This is a genomic window from Streptomyces glaucus, assembly GCF_039533365.1.
In the GTDB taxonomy this organism is placed as follows: Bacteria; Actinomycetota; Actinomycetes; order Streptomycetales; family Streptomycetaceae; genus Streptomyces; species Streptomyces glaucus.
On record NZ_BAAATK010000056.1, the window covers coordinates 24,949 to 36,837 of the forward strand.

Here is an 11,889-nt window from a genome sequence, read left to right on the forward strand (position 1 = left end):
CCGCCCGCTGCCCGCCCGGCCGCTTCGGGCGGGCCGGCCGGTCACCCGGGCGGGTCGGCCGGTCACCTCCGGCGGAGCGGCCGGTCGCCTCCGGGGGACCGGCCGGTCACTTCTGGTAGATCGCTTCGATCTCGTGCGCGTAGTCCTTGGCGACCACGTTCCGCTTCAGCTTCAGGGACGGCGTCAGGTGGCCCGACTCCTCGGTGAACTGGGAGCCGAGGATCCGGAACTTGCGGACCGACTCCGCCTTCGACACCGCGGCGTTGCCGTCGTCGACCGCGGCCTGGATCGCGGCGAGCAGGTCCGGGTCCTCGCGCAGCGACGCCGCGGTGGAGCCGGCCGGCTTGCCGTGCTCGGCGCACCAGCGGCCCAGGAACTCCTCGTCGATCGTGATCAGCGCGCCCACGAACGGCCGCCCGTCGCCGACCACCATGCACTCCGCGACCAGCGCGTGCGCCCGGATACGGTCCTCGATCACGGCCGGGGCGACGTTCTTGCCGCCCGCGGTGACGATGATCTCCTTCTTGCGGCCGGTGATGCGCAGGTAGCCGTCCTCGTCGAGGGTGCCGATGTCACCGGTGTGGAACCAGCCGTCGGCCAGTGCCTCCGCGGTCGCGCCCGGGTTGTTCCAGTACTCCTTGAACAGGTGGTCGCCGTGCAGCAGCACCTCGCCGTCGTCGGCGATGCGGACCACCGAGCCGGGCAGCGGCTGGCCGACCGTGCCGATCCTCGGCCGGTCCCAGGGGTTGAAGGCGGTGGCCGCGCAGGACTCGGTCAGGCCGTACCCCTCCAGGACGGTGAAGCCGATGCCGCGGAAGAAGTGCCCGAGGCGCTCGCCCAGCGGGGCGCCGCCGGAGATGGCGTACTCGCCGCGGCCGCCGAGGACCGCGCGCAGCTTGCCGTAGACCAGCTTGTCGAAGACCTTGTGCTTGATCCGCAGGCCCAGGGACGGGCCCGCCGGGGTGTCCAGGGCCCTGCTGTAGGCGATCGCCGTGTCCGCGGCCCGGTCGAAGATCTTCCCCTTGCCCTCGGCCTGGGCCTTCGCGCGTGCCGCGTTGTACACCTTCTCGAAGACGCGCGGCACGCCGAGCAGCAGCGTGGGCCGGAAGGAGGCCAGCTCCTCGGTGAGGTTCCTGATGTCCGGGACGCAGCCCAGCTTGATCGGCGCCAGCATCGGCGCGATCTCCACCAGCCGGCCGAAGACGTGCGCGAGCGGCAGGAAGAGCAGCACCGAGCACTCGCCGGTGCGGAACAGCGGCCGCAGCCGCTCGACGACGTTGCCGCACTCGGCGAAGAACGCGCGGTGCGTGAGCACACAGCCCTTGGGACGGCCGGTGGTGCCGGAGGTGTAGACGATGGTCGCCGGGTCGTCGGCCTTGGCGGCCGAGCTGCGCTCCTCGACGGTCGCGTCGCTGACGTCCTGCCCGAGCCGCTGCAGCTCCGCCACACCGCCGGCCTCGATCTGCCAGACGTGTTGGAGGGCGGGCAGCCGGTCCCGCACCGACTCCACGGCCGCCGCGTGAGCGTCCAGCTCCACGACGCAGGCGGTCGCGCCCGAGTCGCCGAGGATCCACTGCACCTGCTCCGGCGAGCTGGTCTCGTACACCGGTACGGTGACCGCGCCCGCGCTCCAGATCGCGAAGTCCAGCAGCGTCCACTCGTAGCGCGTCCGGGACATCAGGCCCACCCGGTCGCCCGGCCGGACGCCCGCGGCGATGAGCCCCTTGGCGGTGGCGTGCACCTCGGCGAGGAAGGCACGGGCGGTGACGTCCTGCCAGGCGTCGCCGTCCTTGCGGGCGATGACGGCGACGTCGGGGTGCTGCGCGGCGTTTCTGCGGACGATGTCGGTCAGATTGCCGTCCGCAGGGACCTCGTACAAAGCCGGAAGGCTGAACTCGCGCAAGACTGCTGCTCCTCATAGGGCGCCGACGCCACGACGTTGTGTGATGCGACGGTGCGGTCCAAGGCTCGGGCGGATGCTCGGGGATTCGCCTGTGAAATCCTGAGCACGACTGGACTGCCCGGACGTTACCCGCCGGTATGGCTTCTTCGACAGGGGGTCCCGGCGAGATGTTCGCTGCGTCACACAGGTTGGTGTTCCAGCGCGCACAGTAGTCGACGGATGAAATGACTAGCCAGTAACCGCAGGTGGGACCGTCGTCGTTACCGCAGGTAGGACCGCTGCTGTTCACCTTCGTCGCATCCGCATACGCTCGGTCGGCATGGCATCCACACGAACCGGCACCGCCGCCACGCGCGTTCACGTGGTCAGCGACGTACACGGCAACGCGCGCGACCTGGCCCGGGCGGGGGAGGGCGCGGACGCCCTGATCTGCCTGGGCGACCTCGTCCTGTTCCTCGACTACGCCGACCACTCGCGCGGGATCTTCCCCGACCTGTTCGGCACGGCGAACGCCGGCCGGCTCGTCGCGCTGCGCACCGCCCGCCGCTTCGAGGAGGCGCGGGAGTTCGGGGCGCGGCTGTGGGCCGGCGTCGACGGGGACCGGGCCGCCGTGATCGAGGAGGCGGTGCGCCGGCAGTACGCCGAGCTGTTCGCCGCCTTCCCCGCCCCGACCTACGCCACCTACGGCAACGTCGACCTCCCGCACCTGTGGGCGGAGTACGCCGGGCCGGGCACGACGGTGCTGGACGGCGAACGGGTGGAGATCGGGGGCCGGGTCTTCGGCTTCGTCGGCGGCGGCCTGCGGACGCCGATGCGCACGCCGTACGAGATCGGCGACGAGGAGTACGCCGCGAAGATCGAGGCGGTGGGCGAGGTGGACGTGCTGTGCACGCACATCCCGCCGGAGGTGCCGGAGCTGGTGTACGACACGGTGGCGCGCCGCTTCGAGCGGGGCAGCCGGGCGCTGCTGGAGGCGATCCGCCGGACCCGGCCGCGCTACGCCCTGTTCGGGCACGTGCACCAGCCGCTGGTGCGGCGGACGCGGATCGGCGCCACCGAATGCGTGAACGTGGGGCACTTCGCCCGGACCGGGCGGCCGTGGGCGCTGGAGTGGTGAGCACGGGCGACCGCGGGGTGACCGGGGCGCTTCGGCGGGGAGAGCGCGCAGGCAGCGGTGCCATCGGCGGGTGCGCTGCGCGGTAGCCTTCACGCTGCACGCACGTGCGCACACGATCTCTTACGGGCCCGCAACTGGAGGAGCCACGGCGATGGCGGAACACACCAGTTCTAGCATCACGATCGAGGCGGCACCGGCCGACGTCATGGAGGTGATCGCCGACTTCGCCCGCTACCCGGACTGGACCGGCGAGGTGAAGGAGGCCGAGGTCCTCAAGGCCGACGCGCAGGGCCGCGCCGAGCAGGTCCGTCTCGTCATGGACGCGGGCGCCATCAAGGACGACCAGACGCTGGCGTACACCTGGACCGGGGACCACGAGGTCTCCTGGACCCTGGTGAAGTCCCAGATGCTGCGCTCCCTGGACGGCTCCTACCTCCTGAAGCCGGCGGGCGGCGGCGCCACCGAGGTCACCTACCGGCTGACCGTCGACGTCAAGATCCCGATGCTCGGGATGATCAAGCGCAAGGCCGAGAAGGTCATCATCGACCGGGCGCTGGCGGGCCTGAAGAAGCGCGTGGAGTCGGGCGCGCGGTAGCCCCGCCCGGACGCCGGGGTTCTCGGAGGGCGGGCACAGGTACCGTTCACCACCATGCGCACCATCCTGATCACGGGCCCGGGCGGCAGCGGTCGTACGACCGTCGCGGCCGCCACCGCGCTCGCCGCCGCCCGTGCGGGCACCCGCACCCTCCTCCTCGGCACCGACCGCTGCGACACCCTCGGCGCGGCGCTGGGGAGCCCGACCGGGCCCGCCCCGCGGCAGGTCGCGCCGCACCTCGTGGCCTGGCGCCCGGACGCGGCCGAAGGCTTCCGGGACGACCTCGCCGCCCTCCAGGAGCGCGCCTCCTCCGTCCTCGACCTGCTCGGCGCCGCCCGGCTCGACCGCGAGGAGCTCACCCCGCTGCCCGGCGCCGGGGAACTCGCCGTGCTGCGCGCCCTGCGCGACGCAGTCCTCGACGACGCCCACGACCTGCTCGTCGTCGACCTGCCGCCCGCCCCGCACGCCCTCGCCCTGCTCGCCCTCCCCGAGGAACTGCGCCGCTATCTGCGCCGGCTGCTCCCGCCCGAGCGGCAGGCGGCCCGCGCGCTGCGCCCGGTCCTCGGCCGGCTCGCGGGCGTGCCCATGCCCGCCGGGTCGCTGTACGAGACCGCCGCCCGCTGGGACGTGGAGCTCGCCGCGGCGGAGGCGGTCCTCGCCGACCGGGACACCACCGTGCGGCTGGTCGCCGAGCCCGGCCCCGCCGGTGCCGACGCCGTGCGCACCGCCGTCCTCGGGTTCGCCCTGCGCGGCCTGCCCGTCGAGCTGCTGGTCGCCAACCGGGTGCTGCCCGAGGACGCCGCCGGCAGCTGGCTCGCCGGGCCCGTCGCCCAGCAGCGCAAGGCCCTGGAGGAGTGGCAGGACCACCACGACGTGCGGCCCGTGGCCCACCTCGGGCGTGACCCGCGCGGCCCGGACGACCTCGGCGCGCTCGCCGTGCCCGGCGTCGCGGCGGCCCGCCCGGCCGCCCCGGTCCGGTGGCCCGTCACCGACCGGATCGCCGAGGACGGCGTGCTGGTGTGGCACATCCCGCTGCCCGGCGCCCTACGGGACGAACTCGACCTCGTCCGGCGCGGCGACGAGCTGGTGATCACCGCCGGCCCGTTCCGCCGCATCGTCCCCCTCCCCTCCGCCCTGCGCCGCTGCACGGTGGCCGGGGCGTCCCTGCGGGAGGGGGAACTGCGCATCCGGTTCACCCCCGACCCGGACCTGTGGCCGCGGGCGCGGTGAGCGGCCCGGCGCCCGGGAAGGCCGCGCGGCCCGGTGAACCCGGTACGTCCGTTCGGGTAACGTCGTAGGGACGAACCGTAGTCAGGAGTCCGTCATGAGCGAAGAGCTCCCTCCGCCCGGAACCGGTGCGCGCGAGGCCGCGGACGAGGTGCCGGTGACCGACGCCGACGCCTGGGCGACGGCCTGCGCCGAGGACCTGGAGGCGGAGCAGGACCGCCGCCGCGCCCGGTACGGGCCGCCCCCGGGCTCGGCGGCCGAGGAACTGCGCAAGCTCGTCGACGCCGTCGCGGACAAGCTGTCCGGCCTGCAGTCCCCGCTGCTGGGGGCGGTCGCCGGACCGGCCGCCCAGCAGATGGTGCGGCAGGTGGTCGAGCAGGCCAAGGCCGCCGTCGAACCCGTCATCGAACGCAACCCGGACGTCTTCGACCACCTGGCCGCGGCCGGCGGCGAACTGCTCGCCGCCTACCGCTCGGCCGTCCAGGCCCAGGAGCGGCGCTGGACCGGCCGCGCCGACGACCTGGCCGAGGACCTCGGCGAACCCCGCGACCGCGGCGAGGGCACCGGCCCCGGGCAACACATCGACCTGGACTGACGGCCCCCGGGGGACCGCCCCCGGGCTCCCGCCCGCCGGGCGGCGCCCGGCGCGCGCCCCCCGGAATCCCCGGCCCCCGGCCCCTCCCGGCCCGCGGGACGGGCCCCGTCGCCGCCGCCGGACCCGCTCACCGGGCGGACGACGGGACCCCTACGGCAGGGCCTCGGGTACGGTTGGCCGTAGCGGGGCTCGACCGAAACTGAGGGATTCATGGGACTCACCATCGGCGTCGACATCGGCGGCACGAAGATCGCGGCCGGCGTGGTCGACGAGGAAGGCAACATCCTCTCGACCCACAAGGTGCCGACCCCCACCACGCCCGAGGCCATCGTGGACGCCATCGCCTCGGCGGTGGAGGGTGCGCGCGCGGGGCACGACATCGTCGGCGTGGGCATCGGTGCCGCCGGGTACGTCAACCGTCAGCGCTCGACGGTCTACTTCGCGCCCAACATCGACTGGCGCCAGGAGCCGCTGAAGGAGAAGGTCGAGGCCCGCGTGGGCCTCCCCGTCGTCGTGGAGAACGACGCCAACGCGGCCGCCTGGGGCGAGTACAGGTTCGGGGCCGGCAAGGGCCACCGCAACGTCATCTGCATCACCCTCGGCACCGGCCTGGGCGGCGGCATCATCATCGGCAACAAGCTGCGCCGCGGTCACTTCGGCGTGGCCGCCGAGTTCGGCCACATCCGCATGGTGCCGGACGGCCTGCTGTGCGGCTGCGGCTCGCAGGGCTGCTGGGAGCAGTACGCCTCCGGCCGCGCCCTCGTGCGGTACGCCAAACAGCGCGCCAACGCCACCCCCGAGAACGCCGAGATCCTGCTCGGCCTCGGCGACGGCACCCCGGACGGCATCGAGGGCAAGCACATCTCCATGGCCGCCCGCCAGGGCGACCGGGTGGCCGTCGACTCCTACCGCGAGCTGGCCCGCTGGGTCGGCGCGGGCCTGGCCGACCTGGCCTCCCTGTTCGACCCGTCCGCCTTCATCGTCGGCGGCGGCCTCTCCGACGAGGGCGAACTGGTCCTCGGCCCGATCCGCAAGTCCTACAAGCGCTGGCTGGTCGGCGGCAACTGGCGCCCGGTCGCCGAGGTCCGCGCCGCCGAGCTCGGCAACAAGGCCGGCCTGGTCGGCGCGGCGGACCTGGCCCGGGAGCCGGACCCGATCATGTGAGACGCACCAGCGGACGGTGCCCGTCGCTTCCCCGGGGAGCGGCGGGCACCGGCGTATCTTGACCCCTATGGTGAACGCGACCCCGCTGCTCCCCAACTCCCGTACCGAACCCGACGGTTCCGCCGTCGTCCGGGTCCTCAGCTACAACATCCGCTCGATGCGCGACGACCCGGCCGCCCTGGCCCGGGTGATCGCCGCCTGCGCCCCGGACCTGGTGCTCGTGCAGGAGGCCCCCCGCTTCTTCCGCTGGCGCAAGAAGCTCGCCCGGCTCGCGGCGGCGTCCGGACTGGTGGTCCTCACCGGAGGCGCCACGGCCGCCGGCCCGGCCCTGCTGTGCTCGCTGCGCGCCACCGTCGAGCGCACCGAGGACGTCCTGCTGCCGCGCACCCCGGGACGGGAACGGCGCGGCCTCGCCACCGCCGTCGTCCGCTTCGGGGGCGCCCGGCTCGGTGTCGTCGGCTGCCATCTGAGCCTGGACCGCGAGGAGCGGTACGAGCAGGGCGGCATGCTCCTGGACCGGCTCGCCGCGCTGGGCGTGGAGCACGCGGTCGCGGGCGGCGACCTGAACGAGCAGCCGGACGGCCCCACCTTCGGCCGGCTGGCCGCGCACCTGCGGGACTGCCGGACCGAGGCGGCGTGGGGCGGCGAGTACACCTGGGCGTCGGGCGATCCCCGCCGCCGCATCGACGCGCTCTTCGTCACGGAGGGCGTCGAGGTGCTCGGCTGCGGGGTGCCCCTGGGGCACCCCGGGGTGACCGGGAGCGACCTGAGGGCGGCCACGGACCACCTCCCGGTCCTGGCCGCCCTCAGAGTCCCCGCGGCGCAGGCGCCCGCGCGCTAGACGACGGCGCCCCGTCCCGGGTCGTCGTCGTCCTCGTCGTCCGTCCTCATGCGCGTCACCAGCGTCGCGAACCCGCCGAGGAAGCCGCCGATGCCGAGCGTGGCCAGCCACCACGTCATGTCCCAGCCGAACAGCACCGCCAGCAGGAGCAGGACCGGCCCGCCGAGCACGCCGAGCCAGGCGAACTTGGCGGTGGCGTCGGCCTCGGGCAGCGGCGGCGGCTCCGGCGGGACGAAGTGGCCCTCGTCGTCGGCGGCGAAGTCCTCCTCGGCGGGCTCGGGCACGGTGTAGTCGCGCGGGCCGACGCCGGGCGCGAAGGAGACCGAGCCGCCCAGCGGCCGGGCCGCGGCGGGCGGGTCGCCCCCGCCGTCCTCGTCGTCCCCGTCGTCCTCGACCGCCGTGCCGTCCCCGAGGGCGGCGGAAGTCCCGGAGGGCTCGTCGTTCGTCCCGGCCTCCAGCAGCGCCAGGTCCTCCACCGACTTGAACGGCTTGGCGCCGGGCGGATCCGGCGGCTCCTCGCCGTACCCGGCGACGATCGCCGCCCAGGCGGCCTCCTCGTCGAGCGGGACGCCCCGCTCGTCCGGCTCGCGGTCCTCGCGCTCGGAGTCGTGCTCAGCCACCTGCGGCCGTCCCTTCCTTGCCGAGACTGGGGGCGAGCCGGCCGATGAAAGCGAGGCTCTCCTCGAAGATCCGGTCCGCGTCATGGTCCAACGTCGCCACGTGGTAGCTCTGTTCCAGCAGGACCTCCCGCACGTCCGTCGACGACACCCGGCCGAGGACGCGGGCCGAGTCGGCCGGCGGCACCACGTGGTCCTGCGGGCTGCGCAGCAGCAGCAGCGGCTGGGTGACCCGCGGCAGCTCCCGGTCGACGATCCGGAAGAAGGCCCGCAGCGAGTGCGCCGCGTGCAGCGGCACCCGGTCGTAGCCGATCTCCCGGCTCGACGGCTTGGCGATGTCGCTGGCGATCCCCTTCGACGTACGGACGACGTGGCGGGCCAGCGGAAGGGCGTACGCGGACAGGCCGTGCACCTTGTTCGCCGGGTTGACGACCACGACGCCGGCGACCGCGTCCCCGTGCCGGGCGGCCAGCCGCAGGGCCAGGGCGCCGCCCATGGACAGCCCGGCCACGAACACCCGCGTGCAGCGCGTGCGCAGGGCGCGCAGTTCGCGGTCCACCTCCGCGTACCAGTCCTGCCAGCCGGTGAGCTGCATGTCCTCCCAGCGCGTGCCGTGCCCGGGCAGCAGGGGCAGGGCGACGGTCAGGCCGTGCTCGGCGAGGTACTGGGCCCAGGGGCGCAGCGACTGCGGGGAACCGGTGAAGCCGTGGCAGAGGAGGACGCCGACCTCCCCGCCCTCGTGGCGGAACGGCTCGGCTCCGGGGAGGACCGGCACGTCTCGGTCTCCTGTTCGTGAAAGGTCCTGAAGGGGTGGGCACGTCGTCGGCAGGCACGTTCGCGGACGCGTCCGCGGGCGTGTCCGCAGGTACTTCACCGTACGCGACCGCACTGCCACCGACCAGGGCCGTCGAAGCCTTCGACGGCGCGCCGGGTTAAGGTCTGATCTACAGACACAGGAGGCACTCGGTTGTTGTACGGCGCGATGAAGGTCACCATCGGGGGTCCGCTGAAGCTCGCCTTCCGGCCCTGGGTGGAGGGACTGGAGAACGTTCCCGCCGAGGGCCCGGCGATCCTGGCGAGCAATCACCTGTCGTTCTCCGACTCGTTCTTCCTGCCCGCCGTCCTCGACCGCAAGGTGACCTTCATCGCCAAGGCCGAGTACTTCACCACGCCCGGCGTCAAGGGCCGGCTGACCGCCGCGTTCTTCAAGGGGGTCGGCCAGCTCCCGGTGGACCGCTCCGGCGCGCGCGGCGCGGGCGAGGCCGCCATCAGGAGCGGCATCGAGGTCCTGGAGCGCGGCGAGCTGTTCGGCATCTACCCGGAGGGCACGCGGTCGCCCGACGGGCGGCTGTACCGCGGCAAGCCCGGCGGCCTCGCGCGCGTGGCGCTCGCCACCGGCGCGCCCGTCATCCCCGTCGCCATGATCGACACCGAGAAGATCCAGCCGCCCGGGAAGATCGTCCCCAAGCTGATGCGGCCCGGCATCCGCATCGGCAGGCCGCTGGACTTCAGCCGCTACCAGGGCATGGAGCACGACCGCTTCGTGCTCCGCGCGGTGACCGACGAGGTCATGTACGAGATCATGAAGCTCTCCGGCCAGGAGTACGTCGACATGTACGCGACCGCCATGAAGCGGCAGCTCGCGGAGGCGGCGAAGGCCGAGAAGGAGGCGGGCAGGGCCGCGAAGGCCGCGCTCGCGCGGGCGGAGAAGGAACAGGCCGGCAAGGAACGCGGGGGACGGGCCGGATAGCGGCCGTTCGAGCCCTGGACGGGCTCGCGGGTTCGGGGGTGGGACATGGCCAGGCGGGAAAGAGTCATGAGGATGTCGGTCGAGCAGCCGCTGTGGCGTGCGCTCACCGCCTACCGGGTGCTCGCGGCGGTGTACGCGATCGGCCTGTTCGCCACCGCGCACGACGAGTTCGTCCGCCCCTGGATCGCCGTCGCCTACTTCGCCGTGCTGTCCGCGTGGACCCTGGCCACCCTCCCCAGGGTCGCGACCGCGGCGAGCTGCACCAGGCGGTTCCTCGCCGCCGACCTCACCGTCGCGCTCGCCGGCATCCTGCTCACCCCGCTCGCCGACGCGCCCGAGCGCATCCAGGGGGGCGGGCCGACACTGCCGTCGATCTGGACGGCCGGCTCGGTCCTGGCCTTCGCGATCAAGGGCGGCTGGCGCTGGGCGGCCCTCGCCTCCACCCTCGTCGCCGCCGCCAACCTGGTCGAACGCGGCAGCCCCGCCCGCGACACCGTCCACAACGTCATCCTGGTCTGGGTCGCCTCCATCGCCATCGGCTACGTCGTCGAGGTCGCCCGCGCCTCCGAGCGCACCCTCGCCCGCGCCCTGGAGATCGAGGCCGCGACGCGGGAGCGGGAGCGGCTCGCCCGGGACATCCACGACGGCGTGCTGCAGGTGCTGGCCATGGTGCAGCGGCGCGGCGCCGTCATCGGCGGCGAGGCGGCCGAGCTGGGGCGGCTGGCCGGCGAGCAGGAGGTGGCGCTGCGCACGCTGGTCTCCGGCGGGCTGGTGCCCGTCCCCAGGACCTCCGGGGACACCGCCGGGGGAGCCGCCGGCGGGGCCGCCGAGGAGCCCGGCGGCCCCGGCGACGAGGACGGTCCCGTCGACCTGCGCGCGCTGCTCGCCCCGTACGCCAGCGCGCGGGTCGGCCTGGCCGAGCCCGGGGCCCCGGTGCCGCTGCCGCCGCTGGCCGCGCGGGAGGTGGCCGCCGCCGTCGGGGCCGCGCTGGACAACGTCCGCAGGCACGCCGGGGAGCACGCGCGCGCGTGGATCCTGATCGAGGACGAACCGGACGAGGTGATCGTCACCGTACGGGACGACGGTCCCGGCATCCCCGAGGGACGGCTCGCCCAGGCCGAGGGCGAGGGGCGGCTCGGGGTGGCGCTGTCGATCCGGGGACGGCTGCGCGACCTCGGCGGCAGCGCGGAGCTGATCTCGGTGCCCGGGCAGGGCACGGAAGTCGAACTGAGGGTGCCCAGGGGCGCCGAGGACGTACGGGGGAAGGCGGAGCAGCGATGACCAGGACCACTCAGGACCGGCCGGGCCCGATCAGGGTCATGGTGGTCGACGACCACCCCATGTGGCGCGACGCCGTCGCCCGCGACCTGGCCGAGAACGGCTTCGACGTGGTCGCCACCGCCGGCGACGGCGACCAGGCCGTGCGCCGGGCCAAGGCCGCCGCGCCCCACGTCCTCGTGCTCGACCTCAACCTGCCCGGCAAGCCAGGCGTCCAGGTCTGCAAGGAGGTCGTCGCCGCCGACCCGGCGCTGCGCGTCCTGGTGCTGTCCGCGAGCGGGGAGCACGCCGACGTCCTGGAGGCGGTGAAGTCGGGCGCGACCGGCTACCTGCTGAAGTCGGCCTCCACCCAGGACCTGCTGGACGCGGTGCGCCGCACGGCGGCCGGCGACCCGGTGTTCACCCCGGGCCTGGCCGGCCTGGTCCTCGGCGAGTACCGCCGCCTCGCCTCCGAACCGGCCCCCGCGCCCGGCGCCGACGAGCCCAAGGCGCCCCGCCTGACCGAGCGGGAGACCGAGGTGCTGCGCCTGGTCGCCAAGGGCCTGAGCTACAAGCAGATCGCCGAACGCCTCGTCATCTCCCACCGCACGGTGCAGAACCACGTCCAGAACACCCTGGGCAAGCTCCAGCTGCACAACCGCGTGGAACTGGTCCGGTACGCGATAGAGCGCGGACTCGACGACGCGTGAGCCCGGCCGCCGCGCGGCGCCCCGCCCCGCGGCGGGACCCCGGCGCCTTCGGCCGCCGCCCGCTTTGGCCCGCACGCCGCCGCCCGCGTCCGCGGCGGCGTGCGGGGGGCGGC

The 11,889-nt window shown here is 74.4% G+C and carries 12 protein-coding genes; 9 read left to right on the plus strand and 3 right to left on the minus strand.

Annotated features, from left to right (window positions below):
- Positions 1 to 106: 106 nt before the first annotated feature.
- Positions 107 to 1,903: an AMP-dependent synthetase/ligase gene (locus ABD363_RS28430; RefSeq protein WP_344608636.1), complete on the minus strand. Its 1,797-nt coding sequence runs from the start codon at positions 1,901 to 1,903 to the stop codon at positions 107 to 109.
- Between the two features lie 319 nt (positions 1,904 to 2,222).
- On the opposite strand from ABD363_RS28430, the gene ABD363_RS28435 reads away from it, so the two are divergent.
- The 6 genes from ABD363_RS28435 (at position 2,223) to ABD363_RS28460 (ending at position 7,442) form a co-directional block, all read left to right on the plus strand.
- Complete coding sequence (locus ABD363_RS28435; protein ID WP_344608638.1) at positions 2,223 to 3,020, plus strand: metallophosphoesterase family protein; 798 nt, start codon at positions 2,223 to 2,225, stop codon at positions 3,018 to 3,020.
- Between the two features lie 151 nt (positions 3,021 to 3,171).
- On the plus strand, positions 3,172 to 3,615 hold the full coding sequence (locus ABD363_RS28440) for an SRPBCC family protein (RefSeq protein WP_344608640.1): 444 nt from the start codon (positions 3,172 to 3,174) through the stop codon (positions 3,613 to 3,615).
- A 54-nt stretch (positions 3,616 to 3,669) separates the two neighbouring features.
- On the plus strand, positions 3,670 to 4,845 hold the full coding sequence (locus ABD363_RS28445; RefSeq protein ID WP_344608642.1) for an ArsA family ATPase: 1,176 nt from the start codon (positions 3,670 to 3,672) through the stop codon (positions 4,843 to 4,845).
- 94 nt (positions 4,846 to 4,939) lie between these two features.
- A complete protein-coding gene (locus tag ABD363_RS28450) occupies positions 4,940 to 5,437 on the plus strand; it encodes a DUF5304 domain-containing protein (protein ID WP_344608644.1) in 498 nt (165 codons plus the stop codon).
- 210 nt (positions 5,438 to 5,647) lie between these two features.
- Complete coding sequence (locus tag ABD363_RS28455) at positions 5,648 to 6,601, plus strand: ROK family glucokinase (RefSeq protein WP_344608646.1); 954 nt, start codon at positions 5,648 to 5,650, stop codon at positions 6,599 to 6,601.
- A gap of 67 nt (positions 6,602 to 6,668) precedes the next feature.
- Complete coding sequence (locus ABD363_RS28460; RefSeq protein ID WP_344608648.1) at positions 6,669 to 7,442, plus strand: endonuclease/exonuclease/phosphatase family protein; 774 nt, start codon at positions 6,669 to 6,671, stop codon at positions 7,440 to 7,442.
- Here ABD363_RS28460 and ABD363_RS28465 read toward each other — a convergent pair.
- Together ABD363_RS28465 and ABD363_RS28470 are read right to left on the minus strand one after the other, a co-directional pair.
- On the minus strand, positions 7,439 to 8,062 hold the full coding sequence (locus tag ABD363_RS28465; RefSeq protein WP_344608650.1) for a hypothetical protein: 624 nt from the start codon (positions 8,060 to 8,062) through the stop codon (positions 7,439 to 7,441). The two genes, ABD363_RS28460 and ABD363_RS28465, sit on opposite strands and share 4 nt — an antisense overlap.
- Positions 8,055 to 8,834 carry an alpha/beta hydrolase gene (locus ABD363_RS28470; RefSeq protein WP_344608652.1) on the minus strand — a complete coding sequence of 260 codons (780 nt, stop codon included), beginning with the start codon at positions 8,832 to 8,834 and terminating at the stop codon, positions 8,055 to 8,057. Before ABD363_RS28470 ends, ABD363_RS28465 begins: the two co-directional genes overlap by 8 nt.
- A gap of 207 nt (positions 8,835 to 9,041) precedes the next feature.
- On the opposite strand from ABD363_RS28470, the gene ABD363_RS28475 reads away from it, so the two are divergent.
- Genes ABD363_RS28475 through ABD363_RS28485 form a run of 3 tightly spaced genes read left to right on the plus strand, consistent with a single transcriptional unit; the run spans position 9,042 to position 11,776 of the window.
- The gene (locus ABD363_RS28475; protein ID WP_344608657.1) at positions 9,042 to 9,809 is read left to right on the plus strand and encodes a lysophospholipid acyltransferase family protein; all 768 of its coding nucleotides are present in this window, start codon (positions 9,042 to 9,044) and stop codon (positions 9,807 to 9,809) included.
- Between the two features lie 45 nt (positions 9,810 to 9,854).
- Entirely contained in the window at positions 9,855 to 11,090 is a 1,236-nt protein-coding gene (macS, locus tag ABD363_RS28480; RefSeq protein ID WP_344608653.1) for a MacS family sensor histidine kinase, read from the plus strand.
- A complete protein-coding gene (locus ABD363_RS28485) occupies positions 11,087 to 11,776 on the plus strand; it encodes a response regulator (protein WP_344608655.1) in 690 nt (229 codons plus the stop codon). The genes macS and ABD363_RS28485 overlap by 4 nt, the downstream gene beginning before the upstream one ends.
- The last annotated feature ends 113 nt before the right edge of the window (positions 11,777 to 11,889 follow it).